Below are 19,373 nucleotides of genomic sequence, written 5' to 3'. Positions count from 1 at the left end.
CATTTCGAGAGGAATGCCCCAGCTGTTCATTCTTTGTCCCGCGAAATCAAAGCGGTTAGGACTATTTAACAAACCGGCGTGTCTAAAACAGTTTTGACACCTTATTTTCTCTAGCTTGACGGAACTTCTACGCGAGACGAATTGGTCGAACGCTGGTCGCCGGTTAGATCACCAACGTACAACTCTTCACAAAGGAACTTCAAAAACTTTGCCAGAACTCGCTTCTCGGTCGGAACTTCCACTAGACGTTGACCATTGAAATTCCGGACCCGGATAGATTCGAGACCTTCGTATTTTCTCGCACCGTTTCGAATTCGATCCGGTGTTACACCGTCGCGATCAAGAATCCCTAGATGAATTAGACGCGAAAACTGCTGCCGTGTCCGGTTGGCAATACCGCTATCAACGATGGCAGCGGAATCGGCCAAAAGCTTGGGATGCGACAATACTTCGGAAACCTCAACGTCAGTTGCCGTAGCATACAAATCGGACAGGTCCAGAAATTGGTTGGTCCGATGAAACGACTTAAAGCACAATCTGTTGTCCACAATCGAGGCGACCAAATGCTCGTCGAGCATGACCGCAGGGTATTCAATTGAATTGAAGCTGCTTCCGTTGAAAATAAACACCCGACGACGGTCGAGAATACGGCGTCGCTCAAAATACTGAAAGAAAAACGATTCGTTGGTGGCGTCGACCCCCACAATCGCCTTCACTTGCGGCGCGGCGGTCGTAAATGGTGCTCGCAGTTCACCAATTGCTGCTGGTTCATCTAATGCCGGACGCAAGTATTTCGGTATTTGAAAAGCGTCAACACAAAAAACCTCTTTGGAATCCCTCTCAATACGATGCTGACAACTAAACGGAAGTGGCTCGCAGTCCGCTCCGACAAATTCAGCGGCCTGTGCTTCGAATTGCGCAGACAGATCTTCTTGAACCGGTCGTTCCAATCGGATTCGCTCTAAATCAAAGCTCAAGGTTCCCTGCCTAGTGACGGCATAAAAATCCAGCACGTTTTGTCCTCGAAATAGAAGAAAGGAAATATCATTTGTACTTTGTATTCATCTTTTTGCTTCATCAGGATTCGGCGAGACACTACGGTCGCAACCAAGCCAGATTCTGTTTCGACTTCGTAGAAATGCAGTTGAAACAGGACAAAGACAGGGTTAAACGTCACTAGATTGCCATGAGCCACAACGACCCCAATCACCAGAAAGACATAGACTGCTGTCCAAAGATCGCCGTTAAAACGGCTAGAGTCTTTGGCAAGTAGTGGGAGCAAATAGACGACAAGGAAAGCAAGTGACTCTTTGTCTGCGGCCTTTACCTTCTTGACACGTAGCGTTTCAACTTCGACACGATGCCGGCATTCCCACAGAATCCCCCCCGCAATAGCCGTCAGCACGAGCCCCAGCCCTCCATACCAACACATAGCTTCTAGTTGGTCGTTGGACCAAGCACTGACCGCAAAAGCGCCGAGCACCGGTGCGATAGTCGAACTGACAAGTGCCGTCTTTCCGAGCGAATTCAACATTGAGATGCCTCTTGAACGAATGCAGGTAAGCCAGCATCATCTGTGACACCGTTGACATGTTGGGTCATTTCACCAGTACACATCACGAAATTTGCGGCAGATCGAAGGGTACCTAGGAAGCGTCGAGATTGGCGAAATCAGGAGGGCAGAACTCACTAATAAACCGGCGCGTCTAAAAGTCCTGACACCTTAGTCTCTCCTGTCCTACCGCGCATGCCATGGTTATCCGTCCGATTGCGAGTCAATTGCGTCGAGCACCGCGTTGAAGAATGTCTCGATTGTATCCAGCGTCTGTGTGCAAAAATCTTGGCCCAGGATAATTTCATCGCTGCTGCTGAAGGATATGTGTGGGTGCGTTTTTGCGTATTGCCGAACCGCAGCAGCGTTATCCGATTTATCCAGAGTCCCGTCATTATGTGCGATGAAGTTTCGAATCTTGTTATAGATCGTTATTCGCTGCCACTCTTGGGTATTGCTCGGGAACTCAATTCCGCCTACTTTTCGCAGATATACGCTGGCAGCAGTAATTCCATTGTGTTTCAGGTCATTAACCGCGAGAGGAATCTTTTTCCTTGCACGCAACTGCTTGCAGATCGCTAGTAATTCGTGCTCCAGCGAGAAATAGGCGGATGAGAAGATCGCATTTCTCGTCATTCGAGGAAATGACTCAGATAGATTCCAGGCAGTGTCAGAGTGGAAATCGTAAAAATCACTTTTTGCGTCTTCGGTCATTTGCGATGTCTGGTCCGCAACCCAGTTGTCAAAGGTATTAAACTCCTTGTCTAGCGCAGACTCAACCGTGGCAATGTAGTGTCGCAGTTCATCAATTTTTATCCGCAGGTATTCGCGGACGAAATATGTCCAATGGTCGTTCATGGTTAACGCAAATCAGATGTTGATTTCACTCGGATAACGATGTTTCTCACCCGAGCGTCCGACTGAGAACAAGTGTGGGGGGCCTCACGGGGGGAGGAACCCGCGAACATAAGTGTCACGCACGGAACACCTGTATTCATTTCTCTGAGGGCTACTTCATGTCAACCTAGTCGCACCAGCCCCCGACAGCAGCAGGCTGCCCTGCGCTCTCTGAGGCGACTTGCCAGTTCCCAGATCAGCCAGGAAAACAGACCACCCTACTGAGGGTCCAATTCTGACGAATCCAACTAGAAAGTGCAAGCAGGCTCGGTGGTCCCGTTGGTCGGATGCGTGCTTGCGCTCAGGGGAATTAGTCGGTGCTTGCGCGGTGTAGACCGAGAGAAATGGACGCTAGCGCGTGGCGGCTAGTTCTTGGAGCGCGGGGAGGCGGCGAGGTCGTTGTCGCGGACGCGTTGCATCGTCTTGGCGAATTCGGCGCGCATCTTTTCCAGCGTCGCCGCGTAAGCTGGATCGTCGACGAGGTTGGTGTATTGCAGTGGGTCGGTTTGCATGTCGAATAACTCTTCGCCTCCCGAAGCATTCTCACGGTAGCGGATGTAGGCGTAACGCTCGCTGCGGATCAGAAAGCCTTTGCCGTTGACGCTGAACGCCGTCTCGCGAAGCTCCAGTTCGGGATCGTCGAGCATCCCCGAAACGTCGATCCCCTGCAGCCGCTTGGGAACTTCCAAACCGCACAAACTGGAGACGGTCGGATAGAGATCGATCAACTCGGTCAACGACTCGCAAACCGCGGGCTGTTTGCCCGGAACGCGGATGATCAACGGCACCAGCACCGATTCTTCGTGCAGGCTGACCTTGGCCCAGAAATCGTGTTCGCCCAGATGGTAGCCGTGGTCGCTGGTGAAGATCACAATCGTGCGATCGGCAATCCCCGCCTCCTGCAGCGCCGCCATCACCTTGCCCACTTGAGCGTCCATGTAAGCGACCGAAGCGTAATAGCCGGCGACCGCTTTGCGTTGCCGCTGGACGTTCATCTTCATGTTCTTGCTGGTTTTGTAATTGATCCCCAGCTTCGGAATGTCGTCCCAGTCGCCAGCCACTTTTTCCGGCAACTGCATCTGGGCTTCGGGAAACGGTTCGTGATACGACGCGGGAGCGACAAAGGGAACGTGGGGCCGGACAAATCCAACGCCCAAGAAAAACGGCTCGTCCTTGTGTTCGTGAATCAACTGGCACGCCTTTTCCGCCGTCCGCCCGTCGCTGTGGACCAAGTCGTCGCCGTCGGCTTGCACGACGACAAACGTGTTGCCGCCGACCGCCGGCTTCTTGCCATCGGGATTGTTTTCCAGCGTCTCCCCTTTGCCTGGAGCCCGCCATTCGGGGCCCTGGCTATTAAAACGCTCGGTCCACGAGATCGGATCGTCGGCCCCGTCGTCTCCTTTTTCGATCCCGCCGGGAACTCCCATGTGAAATATCTTGCTGACTCGCGAGGTGTAGTAGCCGGAGTTCTTGAAATGCTGAGCCCATGTGGCGCGGTCGCCGATCGCTTTGCGAGGACTGATGTATCCCAAGATCCCGGTCGCGTGCGGGTAATAGCCCGACATGAACGATGCGCGCGAGGGACCGCAATACGTCCCCTGGCAATAGGCGCGGGTGAACCGAGTGCCGGAGCGAGCCAAGGCGTCGATATTCGGCGTCTGACAAACCTCGTTCCCGTAACACGACAAGGCGTTTAAGGTCAGATCGTCCGAGATGATAAACAAAACGTTTAATGGACGCCTTGCCGATTCCGATTTCCCGCTGGCCACATCGTCCGCCGCAACCAAACGCCCCAGCAACACGCTGCAGATGACAACGCCAGCCATTCCGATCCGAACAATACTCATCTGCACGACCACTCGATTAACGACACCATGAAAACCAATCTAACGCACTCGCGATCACTCTTCGTACAATCTTCACATAGATTTGACGCCTGAATTCTCCTGGATCGTCTAGAATAGCACCTCAAAAAACCCGGGGCATCCCTCTCTCCACGACCTTCCTGATGCAAATGATTTTAAAACCATCGACCACTCGTTTCGTGGCCAGCGGACTGCTAGGCCTTTGTACATCACTCGCGTTAACCAGCATCGCCATGTCACACGAGGGTGTTGCTGGCCATTCGCACGATCACAAACATCCTGCCAATGACAGCTTCTTCACCACGCGTGGTAAGGCCCAAGTGCTGCCGCTGGCCAAAGAAGAAGACGTCTTCCACTTCGTCGTCTACGGTGACCGAACCGGCGGCGTCCCCGAGGGGCTGAAGGTCTTAGAACAGGCGGTCGCCGACACCAACCTGCTGTCGCCCGATCTGGTGATGACGGTCGGAGATTTGATCCAGGGCTACAACGAGAAGCCCGAATGGATGCGTCAGATGGCCGAATACAAGGAGATCATGAACCAACTGAAGATGCGTTGGTTCCCGGTCGCCGGAAATCACGACGTCTATTGGCGCGGCCAGGGCCCCGCACCGGCTGGCCAACACGATTCGAATTACGAACAGCACTTCGGCCCGCTGTGGTACACGTTCCGCCACAAGAACGCCGGCTTCATCGTCCTCTACAGCGACGAGGGAGATCCGGTCAGCAACAAAAAAGCCTTCAACGACGGCAAGCTGCAACAGATGAGCGAGCAGCAACTGAAGTTCCTCGGCGAAGCACTCGAGCGGCACAAGAGCCTCGACCATGTCTTCGTCTTCCTGCACCATCCACGCTGGACCGGTGGCGGTTACACCGGAACCAACTGGGACACCGTACACGGCATGATGAAAAAGGCGGGAAACGTATCGGCGGTCTTCGCCGGACATATCCACCACATGCGTTTCGACGGTCACAAAGATGGCATCGCCTACTACACGCTGGCGACCACCGGCGGTCATCTTTCGGCCGAGATCCCCGGCGCCGGATACTTGCATCACCTGAACATCGTCACCGTTCGGCCGGACGACATCTCCGTCGCCGCGTTGCCGGTCGGTGCCGTGATGGATCCGAAAGAGTTCACGCCCGAGTTCTTGGCTGAGATCCAAGCGGCTCGCAAAGTGCGACCGCAGATCACCGCAAGCGATCTGTTGCTGCAGACCGATGGATCGGCGACGGGGCAGGTGACGGTGAAGCTGCACAATTCGTCGCCTCGCAAAATGCAAGTCACCGCGTCGATCGATACCGCCTCGCGCGACTGGCTCAGCTCGCTGGATCACGATCACCTGACCTTGGATGCTGGCGCGACCGAAACCTTGACAGTCAAACTGCGCCGCGTCGCGGATCCGCAGGCGACGTGGACGATCCCACGGATCGCACTGGACCGTGTCTTCATCGGCGAAACCGCTCGCATCCAACTGCCCAGCGTCTCGACGCCGGTTGAGCTCGACTTGGCCGCTGTCCCCGCCGATTATTTCACCAACCAAACCGACCACTGCCTGGAAGTCAAAGGAGAACAGTCAGCTGCCCGCATCGCCAGCGACGCGATCGGACTGCCCGATGGTCCTTTCACACTGGAAGCCTGGTTGAACCCAAGTCGCAGCGAAGGGATGCAAGCGGCGGTCGCGAAGACCCAACAGAGCGATTACGCGATCTTCTGCGACGAAGGAGTGCCCCAGTTTGACCTCAACCTGGATGGCAAATATTACACCGCCGAAGCAAAAGAAAAGCTGCCCGTTGGAAAATGGACTCACGTCGCCGGCGTCTTCGACGGCAAACAAGTCCGTCTGTTCATCGATGGCCAACCGATCTCCGCCGTCGACGCCAAGGGGAAACGGAAGAAGAACAAACATCCGCTGTACGTCGGTGCCGACCCGGACAACAGCGGCCAACCGACGCGTCCCTTCATCGGCAAGATCGACGAGGTTCGCTTGACCGCCGGAGCTCTTTACAGCGAAGCGTTTGAACCGGCAGAGCGGCTGGTGCCTTCGGAAAAGACGCATCTGTTGCTGCACTTCGATCGGACGCTCGGTCCCTATGTGTTGGACCATAGCCCGCGCGGCAGCAAAGCGAACCTGGGAACCAAGTCGACGCTGACAGCACGCTAGGCAGCGTCGAATCTTTCAGATAGTCAGTCCCGGAGGGGAGGGCATGTGTCGCCCTCCGGGCTGCTGTTTTCTTGCTGGGTGGCGCCTACCGGTGTTTTCCACCACCGGCTATTCTCGTGTCGGCCTCCGGCCTCGAAGACATTTGCGCGGTTCTGGACCCCGGTGGCTTACACCACCGGCAGGTCGTGTGTCGGCCTCCGGCCTCGAAGAAATTCTGTTGCAGGGCTCGACACCGGTGGTTTACACCGCCGGCAGGTCGTGTGTCGGCCTGCGGCCTGAAGAAGTGGCTGTCGCGATGGTGTGGCCGCTAGCGGTTCAATCGACTGAGCCCGGAGGGCGGCACATCCATTGCCGGTGGTGTAAGCCACCGGTTCCAGACTCGCCGGCCACAACAAAGCCCGGAGGGCGACACACTTAGAATCCCATGTGTCGCCCTCCGGGCTGCTCCCTTCTCGCCGGGCGTGCCTACCGGTGGCTTACACCACCGGCAGGTCCTGTGTCGGCCTCCGGCCTGAAGGCATTCTGTTGCAGGGCTCGCCCCCGGTGGCTTACACCACCGGCAGGTCGCGTGTCGGCCTGCGGCCTGTGAAGGTATTTGGTGTGGCAGCCTGAGGGGCCGGTGGCTTGCAGCGCTGGCAGATCTTGTGGCGGCCTGCGGCCTCAAGGGAGGCACGGACACGTCTCAACACCACGGCGATGGAACCATTTGTCAGCGCATCCGGGAAGACGATCCAGTCGTTGAGAACGACGAAAAACTCAACTCAAAATAATTTGACACGTACTCCGCGAAGCTGCTAGACTCGACGCCCCCCACCACACCAGCCAAACCCCTCCACACGAACAAACCCTGCCTTCCTAGCGCCGTCAGCACTCCAGGTGATCGCGAGCCATCCCCAAGACAATCGGTTGTGTCATCTTGCGCGACGGGCCCATTGCAATCCCTCCTTCCAGACACGTCGTTTTCCGTTCTTTCCCTCCCCCACTATTTGGTCCCACATGAAGAGCTTTCACTTTAAACGATCCCAAGGTTTCACTTTAGTTGAATTGCTTGTGGTCATTGCGATCATCGGCATCCTTGTTGGCCTGTTACTGCCTGCAGTCCAAGCGGCTCGCGAAGCCGCACGCCGCATGGAATGCAGCAACAACACCAAGCAGATCGGCCTGGCGCTGCACAATTATCACGACACGTATAAGAAGTTCCCCCAAGGCGCCCGGCATGGCCTAACCAATCCCAATAGCTGGCGATTCGCCTTGCTTCCTTTCATGGAACAGCAAGCGATTGCGGACCTTGCCAGGGCTGCGGAAGCAGCGGGCACAATGATCAACTTTTACCCGAAGGGCAATGCGGCGCACACACTCGCGGACTACAACATTTATACCCAGCCGCTGATAAATCTGGTCATCCCAGCCTACGCTTGCCCCTCAAGCGCCGCGCCGGAAATATACGCATACTCGTCTCACTTTACGAACACAGGGACACAGCGCATCAATTACACCGGAATCATGGGAGCCTATCCCGATCCCGCCGGACGCACGAGCTCTTCCTACCAAACTCAATACTCGAGTTTTGCAACTAACAACGGCAGTCTGTTAATCAACGAACACACCGCTTTCCGCGACATTACCGATGGAACATCCAACACGGTCATTGTTGGCGAACAATCGGGTAACCGCCGATTTCCAACCCGGACCGCAAACTACCATTCCGGCTGGTCTGGCTATGGTTACTCCGGAACCGTAGCGACCTGGAACGCTGGCGCCGCTTCGCAACACAGATTCGGATCTGGAGTCACGGCGCTCTACCATTCCCCAAACCCCACTTCGCTGGGAAGCGAAGCCAATGCGGACTGGGACAGCAACACGCCATTGACCTCGTACCACCCCGGCGGTGTCCAAGTGCTTCAGGCCGACGGATCCACACGATTCATGTCCGACACCGTCGCACTGGAAATCGTGCTGAAGCTTGCCACACGTGACGATGGACAGGTAATTGGAGAATGGTAATGGCTTATTTCAATAAAAATCGATACCTGGGATTGATCGCCTCGCTGGTCCTGTTGGTCGGATGTGGAGATAGCGACCCCCGCCAGTCCGCGACGATCAGCGGCCAAGTGTTGCTCGATGGGACTCCACTGTCCTCCGGCAACATCCAGCTCACCTCCCCCAAGACAGGAGAAAGCGCCGCTGTCAATTTGGACAATGAGGGCCGCTATTCGGTCACGTTCCCCAAAGCCGACATTGGAGCTGATTACGAAGTGACAATCGGGCCTCCCCAAGAGGATGAACTGGACGCAACCGCGCTAGTCGAAAACCCACCGGAAAAGGTTGTTAACTTAATTCCCAAGAAGTATTCAGCGCGCACCACAAGTGGACTGAAAACCACGCTCGCAACGGCGGGGGAAAACGAGTTCAATGTCGAACTGACAAGCGAACCTTAATTGGAAAGCACTGTCACGGCAGGGGTGACCGCAAGTTGCCCCTGCCGGTATCTCATGTAAACCGCACGTACGAAGACCGTGCGGTGGCCTCCGGCCTGCAGGTCGGTGGTGGGTGCTTGGACCGTGGGAGCCCGCAGGGCGAAACATCCATTGCCGGTGGTGTGAGCCACCGGTTCCAGGATCGCCCACCACAACAAAGCCCGGAGGGCGACACACTTCAACTCCCATGTGTCGCCCTCCGGGCTGCTCTCTTCTTGCTGGGCGATGCCTACCGGTGGCTTACACCACCGGCAGTTCGTGTGTCGGCCTCCGGCCTGAAGATGTTTGCGCGGTTCTGGACCCCGGTGGCTTGCACCACCGGCAGGTCGTGTGCCGGCCTCCGGCCTTGAAGATGTTTGCGCGGTTCTGGACCCCGGTGGCTTACACCACCGGCAGTTCGTGTGCCGGCCTCCGGCCTGAAGGCATTTGCGCGGCTCTGGAACCCGGTGGCTTACACCACCGGCAATTCGTGTGTCGGCCTCCGGCCTGAAAACATCTGCGCGGTTCTGGACCCCGGCGGTTTACACCGCCGGCAGGTCGTGTGTCGGCCTGCGGCCTGAGAAGGGTCTCGATGATAAGGCTGCGGTCGCTGCGGGTTCCGCTTTAGGATCCGGCGGGTTCGGCGCGGCGTTGGGGGCCGGCGACCTCGGGGCCTTCGTGTTTGATCTGGTTGTGATCGTCGACAAAGATCAGCCGCGGGCAGTGCGTTGCCGCGTCGTCGCGATCGTAGAAGGCGAAGGTGGCCAGGATGACTTTGTCGCCGGGATAGACGTGGTGCGCCGCGGCACCGTTGGCACAGATATCGCTCGATCCGCGAACGCCTTCGATCGCGTACGTTTCCAATCGCGAACCGCGCGTCACGTTCCAGATCTGGATCGATTCATAGGGAACGATCCCGGCGGCTTCCATCAACTCGGGCGGAATCGTGATGCTGCCTTCATATTCCAGATCGGCTCCCGTGACGGTTGCGCGATGAATCTTGGCACTGAGAAGTTTGCGAAATGGCATGGCGAGTCAATAGTCCTACGATAGAAATGCGGCCAGCGATTGTTTGGTCTCGGCGGCTCGCAACTGCAACTTTCCAAAACCACGCTCGGCGCCGATCGCCATCGCCGCGTCTTGATGTTCGGGAAAATTGGTAATCAACATCACGGGGATCGCTTGGGTCTTCGGGTCGTTTTTCAGTTGCCGAATGATCTCCATCCCGTCGCTGTAATCGCGATCCAGTTTACGATTGACGGTGATCAACGCGACCTCCTGGCGGCCCAGGATCTCCATCGCATCAGCCGCTCCGTGGGCCTGCACCACACGTGCGTCGAAGTTGCCTTCGATCAGCGTTCGGATCGCGGAATGATCCGGGCTGCAGTTTCCAATGTCGAGAACGGTCTGCATGATCTCTGAGATTCCAGGGCAGGGGGGGAGGCTTTTCCAATCGGCGAACACGCAATGCACCACTTGCATCCCAAACGGGAAATGCCGGCCGACGAATAAAACCGCCGCGCGTGCAATGTATTCTTTGCATCGGCGGGCATGTTGTCCACGGCAAAGGCCGCTTCGGGGAGGCATTCGCCACGAAAAAACCCGGCTGCGAGCAGCCGGGTTGTTCGGGACGGACAGTCCAAAGCTGTCGCTTTATTCCTTTGGCGGAGCGATCGCAAACAGCTTGTCCTTGGTGCTGATATAGATCACGCCATTGGCGGCGATCGGCGTGCTGTAGACGCTGGTTCCCATGTTGATCTCTTCGATCGGCTCGTTGTTCTCTTTGCCGAGCTCGAAGATCGCCACGTCGCCATCTTCGTCACCGATGTAAACATAGCCATCGGCGATCAACGGGCTGCCCCAAGCTTGAGCCAACATGTCGTAGGTAAAGTGGACGATCGGTTCGCCATCTTTCGATCCCTTGGGGTCCAAGCAGTGCAACATGCCCGAGAAATCGGCGACGTACAGCAGATCGCCTTGAATCGCCACGGTGCCACAGCTGCGGTGCATCTCCTCTTCGAAGTCGATCTCACCGTCGCCGTTCTGGTCGAACGAAGCGTAGTGCCAAACGACGCCCGAATTTGGGTTGTCGATCGCAACTTCGCCATCCTCTTCGATAACCGCTTGCAAGCGACGATGCGGGATCGGCACGCGTTTGTCGCCTTCGATCTTCATCGCCAGTTCCGAACTGATGTCGCCGCGTTTGGTCGGATCGATACACCACAGGTGCCCCTGGCCTTCACCGTGCTCGGGATCTTGTCCCACCGCGACGTAGACCAGCCCGTCGTGAACGACAGGCGTAGCGATGATGTTGTTACGCGTTCCCGCACCACCCAAGATCCACTTCGAAGTCTTGGGGTTGGCGTCAAACCGCCACAGCAGTTCCGGCTTGCCATCGGCCCCCTGGTCGGCTTTGAAGCTGTAGACCCAGCCGTCACCGCCAGCGAAGATCGCCTGCACGACGCCACCAAGTTCCGCCACGGTTGGGCTGGACCATTGGCCGTGAACGATGTTGGTTCCGGGCGACTTGTCGGTCCACAACACCTCGCCGGTGTTCTTGTTCATGCAAATGAAGCTAGGCGCGTCGGGGGAGGGGAGGACGATATGCGATTCATCGACACCGTTACTGGTGTTGACGAACAACAGGTCGCCGTAGCTGGTGACCGAGCAGCTGCACATGTTGTGCTGGCTCGTGTCCAAGTTCTCCATCATGTTGTAGACCCACAACACGTCGGCCTCTTCTTTGTCGTCGGCGGTGATCGTCTTGAAGACGCTCAAACGCGGGCCGGCAACAACCGCTTCGAGATCGCGTGCGGCACCGTCGATCGTCGCTTTGATCGACCACTTCTTCCCTTCGGCAACGGTCTTCACTTCGGCGGTCCCTTCGATCGGTTCGCCATATTCAGCCAACAGATCGATCAACGCCTTGGTCAACTCACCCTTATCGAGTCCCGCGACAGCTTCTTTAAATTCGGGCTTCGCCACGGGCAGGTCGGCAACGCGCCCTCTCTCACCCTTGACTTCACCATCGTCGCTGCCGTCATGAAAACCCTTGGTGTCCAAGCAGCGGACTTCGCCGCGGCTGGTGACGAACCACAAGCGATCGCCTTCGACAAGCGGAGCACAACAGATACCTTGCAGCGGCCAGTCGTGGACGCGTCCGGTGATCAGTTTTTCGCTGCTATGCTGCCACAGGAATTCGCCCGTCTCTTCGTCGAAACAGAGCAAGCAGCCGAGATCGACACCGCTCGGATAACGCTTCAAGTAGCCACCACTGTTGTTGGTGCCACAATAGACGCGGCCACCGGCAACGACGGGGTTACCGTAAGTCTGACTGCCCAGGGGAGCAAACCACTTAATGTTCTCGGCGTTGGTTCCGTCCCATTCACCGGTCCGGCGATCGAATTTGCCGATGTTCCAAGCCTTTGCGATTCCCTTGACGTTGGGAGTGTTGTTGCGCAAACGCGTTCCAGCCCACTGAGGCCAATCGCCACCGGCTTCGAGAACGGCTGCCGGATCGTCGCTCTTGCCCGCCGGTGCGGCAGCGGTCTTGGCGGCTGCCGGTGCTGCGGCAACTTTGACCGCGGGCTCCTCTTTTGACTCAGCCGCTGGGGCGGGCTTCGCTTCCGCCGCGGCGGCCAGCTTCATCCCTTCGGTCGATTCGGCGACTTCGGTCGAGGTTGCTGGCGGAGCGGACTCGACAGCGGGAACCGCCGGCGCGACAGCTTTCGCAACTTCAGCGGGCTTTGGTTCCGCAGGAGTGTCGGCAGCCTTGAGCGTCATATCGGCAGCGGGCTGATTGTCGTCAGCCGCTGCAACGGGCGTTTCGGCCGCGGTTAGGTTGCTGTCGTCAGCCGTCGCATTGCTCGAAACGTCCGCCGGATCGACCGGCTTGCGGCAACCACTCATCGACGTCGCGGCAAAACTGCCACAGATGACTGCCAGCGTCAGCATGCACCAAGTTTTTATTTCACTGTTCATTTTTTAAGCCGTGGGGCGGAAGTGTTTTGGTGTTCCAAAAAAGCGTGGGTGGGACGGACACTTTGTCCGCCGTGATATCGCCCTGCCTGCGCGCAATCCGCAAACAGGGCATCGGGAGGGCTTGCCTTGGGGCGGCAGGCCTATTTTTCGTTTGCAGTGACTTCGACGTTGTCCAAATACAACTCGCAGACTTTGGCATTCCCATATAGCCCGGGACTGCCCGAGAGGTTGGGCGAATGATCGACCGCGGTAACCGTCCATTCGCTTGGTTCTTTGTCATCGCGAGGCCAGACCTTGCCCTTCAAAACGGCAACCTTCTTGCCGTCCTGCTCTTCGATGGCGGCTTGCAATTTCATGCGGTACCAGACATCGGCCTTCCATTCGAACGGAACCGTTTGAGCCATCCGCAGCTGGGCATACCAGGTGCGAATCTGCAATTTTTGGCTGTTCCCTTGCAAATCCAAGGCGTAACCCATCGCGGTCAACCCGATATCGGGCAACTGGGTTCCGACCTGCTGGCCTTTGACATCAGCGGCAATCGTGTAATTGGCGAGATCCCATTGGCCCATCCAACCGCGGCTTCGCGCTCCCTTGGGAATCGTCGAGATCTTGACCAATGCAGGCGACCCATCGACATCGCGAATCACGTGTCGATAGCGTGCGCCGACCCAGGTGACGGGTGGATCTTTGAGCTTGTCGAAATCGAACTTCCAAGGCAGGCTGGGCACGACGCGGACGCGCGATTCACCCGACAGATCGCCCACGGTCGCCTTGATGGTCGCCGCGTAGTGCGATCCGTTGTTGTCGGCTGCATTGAAAGTGGTTCCGGCAACCGAACCACCGCCAACGACGGAGAGCTTCGGATCGGAAGCCTCTTCGATAAATTGGCCGTTCTGGTTGAAGAGACGAACTTTGTAATCGATCTTCTCGCCGGGACGAACGATCGCTTCGGCAGGAACAACTTGAACCCAAGCGGGCGTCTTGTCGTCGTTTGCCATCTCTTGAGCGACTTCGGGAGCGGGGCTGACGCCGGGCTTCGCTTTTTCGTCGGCGATACAATAGATCCCCGAGGTGCCAACAAAATAGATAGCGCCATCGTAAACGATCGGCGAAGCGTAGAAGGCTTCATTGCTGATCCGGCCCTTGTCGGTGATATCGACTCCCGCATCGGAGAGTTCCATAAAGGCCCAGCGGCCGTTTTCGGTGACGGCGTAGATCCGACCGTCGGCGTAGACCAGGCTAGCCCATTGCTTGCGGTCGCCCAGGGCAACACGCTCTTGAATCATTTCGCCAGTATTGGCATCGACCACCCACAACTTGCAGCGATCGTCGACAATATAAAGACGGTCGCCGATCACCAGTGGTGAGCTGCGATTGAGGATCAAACCTTCCATCTTCCAAAGCGGCTTCGCTTTGGTTTCCAAGCCGGCCCCTTCGACCTCGATCGCCGCCAGAGCGCCCATCGAGGTGCCTTCCATATTCTCTTCACCGTGACCAGCATAAATGCGGTTTCCGACGACCAATGGGGTCGCGAATAGACCGCGTCGCGAAAACTGGTAGCTCCACAACGGCTTGCCGGTACGAGGTTGGAACCCCCAGATGCCACCATCGCCACCGCCGACGACCATCTGCAATTGGCCGTTGATGACCGCCAAGTTCGGCGCGCTGTAGGAGGTATCGTCGGGAAGATCGCGAGTTGGGCTGAACCAAACGATTTCGCCGGTTCGCTTGTCCATCGCCAAGAAGCGATGGTTTGGCTTGGCCGCGTCGCCCCAGTTGATGATGATGCCGCTGATGATCACCAGGTCTTCGTGGATGATCGGAAAGTTGGTTCGCCCGCCGTAGGTGCTTAGCATGCCGAGGAATTCGTGCAGCGGAACGCTCCACTTCTCCTCGCCGGTCTTGCCGTCAAGGCACATAAAGATGTCGCAAACGCCCAACGCATAAACGTTGCCGGTCTCCGGATCAGCCACGACGCTGGACCAACCGACACGTGTGTCGGGGACATCGGACATCCAGACGTTAAATTTGTGTTCCCAAACCGTTTCGCCCGTTTTGGCATCGATGCAGACGACGCGTTCGCCTTCGATCGGTGTCCCCGGATCGGCGCGAGTGGTCAGATAGAGCTTCCCATCCATCGCAACCGGAGTGCTGCGACCGGAGAGGTCGTCGCGGTGCCACTTCAGATTGCTCCCTTCCCCGCCCTCGGGATCCCAGGTCGCCGGCAAGCCGGTCGCCTGGCTGGTGCCATTGTAGTTGGGGCCTCGCCAATAGCTCCAGTCGGCAGCTTGGGGCGCTTGCCCCAATGCGTACCCAGACAGAAACAAGAGTGTCGGTAGGATCAAAAGGAGTTTTCGCATCATCATTGTTGAAAGCTTGGTGTTGTTGGAAGCCGGGGTAGGCTTTGGTTTTGAACTGCGAAACGCGAATCCATCCAAAAAGGGAGGGCCTCGATCGGGAATCCGCTCCGAATCGACCGCTTATCAATCGAACCATTCGTCGCTGGGATCAAATTTTGGAGTGCAAAAGATGATCACCTTCATTTTGCCGACCGCCCGATGGCGGGTGCCGGGAGGAATCAAGATCGCCGTGCCAGGGCGAACGGGGTGGGATTGGCCGTCGAGTTCAATCACGGCATTGTCGTCGCATTCTTGAACGACGTAGGTTTCGGTCAAGGTCTTATGGTAGTGGACTTTGGCGGTTGCAGCGATTTCGGTGAGGTGGACAGTTGCTGGGAACGACTCGATCTCAGCAAATGCGCGACGCGCCGTACCGCAAGGGCAGGGGGTGCCAGGCAAATCAGGAAGATGAGCCACCACAAAGGCGGGGGCTGTTGGCATTTGTGGTCTACGCGAGGTTGGAGGTGGGGTGGATGTGAAGGCATATTCGCCTATCGAGACCATTTTATACGTACCACGGTCCCATTTCCATGCGCTAACCGGCACCGTCAGAAAAAGTCGTCAAACCGGCATTTTTTACGTATCCGCCCAACTTCAGCATCCTGCCGAATTTACCATTCGGATGTCAAGAGAACCCGATCGCCGGGACGATACGGTAAGTGACGTGTTACGAGTCCAGTGCCTTACCTCGCGTTAAGGCCTCCTGAGACAACAACTAAGGCCGGTGCGAATTTCAGACTAGTGGATGGTCTGAGCCGGTCTAGAACCTGAACAATAAAGAACTCACTGGTCTTGCCATCCCGAGGTAGGACCGTCAGTGGCAGTGCAAGCAGAACGAAGTCGGAGGGTTGGCGTTCCTTTTGGAATGTTGACCTCTAAAGTGCTAGCCGGCCCATTAGGGCTTGATCGGCGGCGACTTCGTCCGCCGACCGTGTCCTTGGCCGCCACCGTCCGTAGTGAGTTGAACCTAGGTTTAAAAAAACGTCGAACTAACGTTAGGAGACGTGGTGCAATGAAGCGTGCAATCCTGTCTACGACCTTGATTATCGGTATGAGCATCTGCTCGCAAGGTTTCGGATTTGACCTGTTGGACCGCATGTTGGGACTGAAGTGTGGTGGTGGAAGCAGCAGCTGCTGCGAAACCGGCTGCTCGGACGTTTGTGAACCAGCTTGTGGTTGTGAATCTTCCTGTTGCGAAGTTGCTTGCGAACCCGCTTGTGGTTGCGAAAGCTCGGCATGCGGAACCTCTTGCTGTGAACCAGCTTGCGGTTGCGAAACTTCGGCTTGTGGCGCATCTTGCTGCGAACCAGCTTGTGGTTGCGAAACCTCTTGCTGCGAACCAGCTTGCTGTGACAGCAAGAAGTGCTGTGCATCGAAGAGCTGCTGCGGTTTGCTTTCGAAGCTGTTCGGTGGATCGAAGAAGAGCAGCTGCGATTCGTGCTGCGAAACTTCGGCTTGCTGCGAACCAGCTTGCGGATGTGAAACTTCGGCTTGCGGAGCCTCTTGCTGCGAACCAGCTTGCGGTTGCGAAACTTCGGCTTGCGGAACCTCTTGCTGCGAACCAGCTTGCGGTTGCGAAACTTCTTGCTGCGAATCGGCTTCTTGCTGCGAACCAGCTTGCGGTTGCGACCCATGCGGAAAGAAGAAGAGCGGTGGCCTGCTGTCGAAGTTGTTCGGCGGCCTGAGCTGCTGCAAGAAGAAGAGCAGCTGCGATTCGGCTTGCGACAGCTGCGGATGTGCTTCGACCAGCTACGCTGCTCCAGCAGCACCAGCTTGCTCGAGCTGCAACGGTGGAACTTCGGTTCACGTTGAAGCTCCAGTCGTCGAAGACGCTGCTCCAATGCCACCAGCACCTGTGGTTGACCCAAGTGCTTACTTGAACAGCAAGCGTCGCGTCATTCAGGCTAGCACCCGCTACGCTCGCTAATGCGAGTAGGATGCTAGATCCTTCAGACGTGATTCGATAAACGGCCCGGTCAGCTTCGGCTTTCCGGGCCGTTTTTTTTTGCGCCAAGAGCTTCTGGGCGGCTAATCATGCAGCCCAAATTCAGTCGCTTGCCCCAACGCCTGGGCCACCTCCGGCTCGACGATCTTCGCAGCGACCTCAAACCCGCGATCGGTCAACGAAAAGTCGCGGTACAGGTGATGCAACACCAGCCCGCTGCGACACAGCTGACAAAACGCATCGAAGAAACGAACCGTCACCTGCGGCTTTTCCCGGTTGCGGAATGCGATCGTGCGATGTTCATCGACTTCGATGTAAATGGCCAACAACCGCGCGGTCGCCTCGAAGGCGGTGTTCACACCACGCACTTCGATCACGCCACGATTGCGGGCGGCAAACAAAATCGCCTTCGCTTCAACACTCAACGGTTCCTCATCGCGCGATCCTTCGACCAACGCACGGGCACACAGCTGGGCCAACGCCACCAACGTGGGAGCCCCATTCCCGAGCGCTTCCCATCCGCCCTGCAGCGAATTTAAGTAGTCGGGCGATTCGGGTAGATTCATCGCAAATTCCAGGGCTCGAGGCGATCGGAGCTGTCGTTTCGGGTAAATGCTAGCAGCAGGGTTCGTCTTGACCGGTATTTCGGCTGCGAATACACCTGTCTGATTGGGCCGATCCCCTCCAGCAACCCTATCACGCCTCCATGAATCAATCAATCTTCTTCTCTGCCGGTGAACCCAGTGGCGACCAACATACCGCCCGTCTGATCGACGCGCTGCGCGTTCGTGCCCCTCAGCTGAGTTATCGTGGTTTCGGCGGCAGCGAGATGCAGCAGGCCGGCTGCCAGCTGGATTTCGAACTGACCCAACTGGCGGTGATGGGAGTGGTCGAGGTTGCCCCCAAGGTGGCGGAGTTCTATCGCGTTGCACAACAGGCGACGCAGATCTTCTCCCAATCGCCTCCGCGAGCGGTGGTTCTGGTCGATTTCCCCGGCTTCAACTGGCACATCGCCAAGCGAGCCAAGGCGAACGGGATTCCCGTTTATTATTACCTGCCTCCCCAACTGTGGGCTTGGGCCCCGTGGCGAATCCGTAAAGTTCGCAAATATGTCGACAAAGTGCTCTGCGTGCTGCCGTTTGAATACCAATGGTACCGCGAGCGGGGAATCGACGCGGAGTACGTTGGCCATCCGTTTTTCGACGCAGTGGCCAAGAAGCCACTCGATCCAGCGACAATGGAGCGTTTCCGAACGCTGCGTCGGGAGGGCAAGCGGTTGGTTGCCGTGCTGCCCGGCTCCCGACGCAACGAGGTCACCAACAACTGGCCGCTTCAGCTGGAAGCGATCCGCCGGCTATCCAAGCGTCACCCCGATGTGCGGTTCCAGGTCGCCTGCTTTCGCGATCGACAATGTCTTTGGTGCCGCGAACAATTGACCGCCGAAGACCAATCGCTGCCCCTGGACTTTTTTGTCGGCAAGACAAGTGAAATCGTCGAGGCCGCCGAATCGGCGATCATGGTCTCCGGATCGGTCAGTCTGGAGCTGATGGCCCGGTCGACTCCCGCTGTGGTTCTGTACCGCGTAGGGCGGACGATCAAATGGCTCGCTTCGGTTCTGGTTTCCACCAAAAGCATGACTTTACCCAACCTAATGGCGGAGAAGACGCTCTTTCCAGAATTTGTCTCCGCTGGCGATCCCGAACCGGTGATTGCCGAGGTCGTGGCCGCAGCCGATCGCTTGCTGAGCGATCCAGCTCACCTGGCCGATGTTCAACGCGAACTGCAGACGTTGCGCAGCAAGTATGCGGTCCCAGGTGCGTCCGACCGCGCCGCCGATCAATTGATCGCGATGTTCGATGCCAACCAAGCTATTGCAAACCGCCGCGCCGCATAACGTATCGCCGAATCTCGGTGCTCCCACGCATCAAGCACGAAGCACTCGCGAGTGAAAATCCAGCACACGGACGAGCACGAAGCGTAGGCGAGTGATTGAGAACACCGAATACAAGCACAAAGCGCCGGCGAGTGAACGACCGCGTCTTTAGAGCATGCAACGTTTAGCTAGCGTGTGAGCAAGTCTCACTCGCTGGCGCGTCGCGATGGTATGGTCGTGCGG

15 protein-coding genes are annotated in these 19,373 nt (G+C 57.2%); 5 read left to right on the top strand and 10 right to left on the bottom strand.

Translation table 11 applies throughout. From position 1 onward, the window contains the following. Positions 1-110 precede the first annotated feature (110 nt). From Poly24_RS02490 to Poly24_RS02475, 4 genes are all read right to left on the bottom strand, one after another. The gene (locus Poly24_RS02490; RefSeq protein WP_145089979.1) at positions 111-1,013 is read right to left on the bottom strand and encodes a hypothetical protein; all 903 of its coding nucleotides are present in this window, start codon (positions 1,011-1,013) and stop codon (positions 111-113) included. Continuing rightward, entirely contained in the window at positions 974-1,534 is a 561-nt protein-coding gene (locus Poly24_RS02485; RefSeq protein WP_145089976.1) for a hypothetical protein, read from the bottom strand. The genes Poly24_RS02490 and Poly24_RS02485 overlap by 40 nt, the downstream gene beginning before the upstream one ends. A 222-nt stretch (positions 1,535-1,756) precedes the next feature. Then, entirely contained in the window at positions 1,757-2,410 is a 654-nt protein-coding gene (locus Poly24_RS02480; protein WP_145089973.1) for a hypothetical protein, read from the bottom strand. 404 nt (positions 2,411-2,814) lie between these two features. After that, positions 2,815-4,296 (bottom strand): sulfatase, encoded by a 1,482-nt coding sequence (locus Poly24_RS02475; protein ID WP_145089970.1) that lies wholly within the window; start codon positions 4,294-4,296, stop codon positions 2,815-2,817. A gap of 251 nt (positions 4,297-4,547) precedes the next feature. On the opposite strand from Poly24_RS02475, the gene Poly24_RS02470 reads away from it, so the two are divergent. The 3 genes from Poly24_RS02470 (at position 4,548) to Poly24_RS02460 (ending at position 8,914) form a co-directional block, all read left to right on the top strand. Then, complete coding sequence (locus tag Poly24_RS02470) at positions 4,548-6,476, top strand: LamG-like jellyroll fold domain-containing protein (protein WP_231753691.1); 1,929 nt, start codon at positions 4,548-4,550, stop codon at positions 6,474-6,476. 996 nt (positions 6,477-7,472) lie between these two features. After that, positions 7,473-8,480 (top strand): DUF1559 domain-containing protein, encoded by a 1,008-nt coding sequence (locus tag Poly24_RS02465; protein ID WP_145089964.1) that lies wholly within the window; start codon positions 7,473-7,475, stop codon positions 8,478-8,480. Next, positions 8,480-8,914: a hypothetical protein gene (locus tag Poly24_RS02460; RefSeq protein WP_145089961.1), complete on the top strand. Its 435-nt coding sequence runs from the start codon at positions 8,480-8,482 to the stop codon at positions 8,912-8,914. Before Poly24_RS02465 ends, Poly24_RS02460 begins: the two co-directional genes overlap by 1 nt. 642 nt (positions 8,915-9,556) lie before the next feature. Here Poly24_RS02460 and panD read toward each other — a convergent pair. The 5 genes from panD to Poly24_RS02435 all read right to left on the bottom strand — a co-directional run bounded on the left by panD (position 9,557) and on the right by Poly24_RS02435 (position 15,753). Continuing rightward, positions 9,557-9,961 (bottom strand): aspartate 1-decarboxylase, encoded by a 405-nt coding sequence (gene panD, locus Poly24_RS02455; RefSeq protein WP_145089958.1) that lies wholly within the window; start codon positions 9,959-9,961, stop codon positions 9,557-9,559. A gap of 15 nt (positions 9,962-9,976) precedes the next feature. Beyond that, positions 9,977-10,345 carry a response regulator gene (locus tag Poly24_RS02450; protein WP_231745957.1) on the bottom strand — a complete coding sequence of 123 codons (369 nt, stop codon included), beginning with the start codon at positions 10,343-10,345 and terminating at the stop codon, positions 9,977-9,979. 240 nt (positions 10,346-10,585) lie between these two features. Beyond that, a complete protein-coding gene (locus Poly24_RS02445; protein ID WP_391556932.1) occupies positions 10,586-12,580 on the bottom strand; it encodes an outer membrane protein assembly factor BamB family protein in 1,995 nt (664 codons plus the stop codon). Between the two features lie 473 nt (positions 12,581-13,053). Then, positions 13,054-15,279, bottom strand: coding sequence for a PQQ-binding-like beta-propeller repeat protein (locus tag Poly24_RS02440; protein ID WP_231753434.1), 2,226 nt, complete (start codon positions 15,277-15,279; stop codon positions 13,054-13,056). A gap of 117 nt (positions 15,280-15,396) precedes the next feature. Beyond that, complete coding sequence (locus Poly24_RS02435) at positions 15,397-15,753, bottom strand: cupin domain-containing protein (RefSeq protein ID WP_145089955.1); 357 nt, start codon at positions 15,751-15,753, stop codon at positions 15,397-15,399. Positions 15,754-16,803: 1,050 nt separating this feature from the next. Here Poly24_RS02435 and Poly24_RS26825 point away from each other — a divergent pair. Further along, positions 16,804-17,124: a hypothetical protein gene (locus tag Poly24_RS26825; protein WP_231753433.1), complete on the top strand. Its 321-nt coding sequence runs from the start codon at positions 16,804-16,806 to the stop codon at positions 17,122-17,124. 216 nt (positions 17,125-17,340) lie between these two features. Here the strand turns inward: Poly24_RS26825 and Poly24_RS02425 are convergent, their stop codons facing one another. Next, positions 17,341-17,823 (bottom strand): hypothetical protein, encoded by a 483-nt coding sequence (locus tag Poly24_RS02425; protein WP_145089949.1) that lies wholly within the window; start codon positions 17,821-17,823, stop codon positions 17,341-17,343. A gap of 140 nt (positions 17,824-17,963) precedes the next feature. On the opposite strand from Poly24_RS02425, the gene lpxB reads away from it, so the two are divergent. Continuing rightward, entirely contained in the window at positions 17,964-19,151 is a 1,188-nt protein-coding gene (lpxB, locus tag Poly24_RS02420) for a lipid-A-disaccharide synthase (protein WP_145089946.1), read from the top strand. Positions 19,152-19,373 lie beyond the last annotated feature (222 nt).

The organism is Rosistilla carotiformis (genome assembly GCF_007753095.1).
Taxonomy (GTDB): Bacteria; Planctomycetota; Planctomycetia; order Pirellulales; family Pirellulaceae; genus Rosistilla; species Rosistilla carotiformis.
This window is presented reverse-complemented; position numbering and strand designations above follow the sequence as displayed.

Bases quoted from the DNA above. Each gene is read 5' to 3' on its own strand.
- Poly24_RS02460 (WP_145089961.1), top strand. From the start codon at position 8,480: ATGGCTTATTTCAATAAAAATCGATACCTGGGATTGATCGCCTCGCTG.
- panD (WP_145089958.1), bottom strand. From the start codon at position 9,961: ATGCCATTTCGCAAACTTCTCAGTGCCAAGATTCATCGCGCAACCGTC.
- Poly24_RS02445 (WP_391556932.1), bottom strand. From the start codon at position 12,580: ATGAAGCTGGCCGCCGCGGCGGAAGCGAAGCCCGCCCCAGCGGCTGAG.
- lpxB (WP_145089946.1), top strand. From the start codon at position 17,964: ATGAATCAATCAATCTTCTTCTCTGCCGGTGAACCCAGTGGCGACCAA.
- Poly24_RS02425 (WP_145089949.1), bottom strand. From the start codon at position 17,823: ATGAATCTACCCGAATCGCCCGACTACTTAAATTCGCTGCAGGGCGGA.
- Poly24_RS02475 (WP_145089970.1), bottom strand. From the start codon at position 4,296: ATGAGTATTGTTCGGATCGGAATGGCTGGCGTTGTCATCTGCAGCGTG.
- Poly24_RS02435 (WP_145089955.1), bottom strand. From the start codon at position 15,753: ATGCCAACAGCCCCCGCCTTTGTGGTGGCTCATCTTCCTGATTTGCCT.
- Poly24_RS02485 (WP_145089976.1), bottom strand. From the start codon at position 1,534: ATGTTGAATTCGCTCGGAAAGACGGCACTTGTCAGTTCGACTATCGCA.
- Poly24_RS02480 (WP_145089973.1), bottom strand. From the start codon at position 2,410: ATGAACGACCATTGGACATATTTCGTCCGCGAATACCTGCGGATAAAA.
- Poly24_RS02440 (WP_231753434.1), bottom strand. From the start codon at position 15,279: ATGATGATGCGAAAACTCCTTTTGATCCTACCGACACTCTTGTTTCTG.
- Poly24_RS02450 (WP_231745957.1), bottom strand. From the start codon at position 10,345: ATGCAGACCGTTCTCGACATTGGAAACTGCAGCCCGGATCATTCCGCG.
- Poly24_RS02465 (WP_145089964.1), top strand. From the start codon at position 7,473: ATGAAGAGCTTTCACTTTAAACGATCCCAAGGTTTCACTTTAGTTGAA.
- Poly24_RS02470 (WP_231753691.1), top strand. From the start codon at position 4,548: ATGTCACACGAGGGTGTTGCTGGCCATTCGCACGATCACAAACATCCT.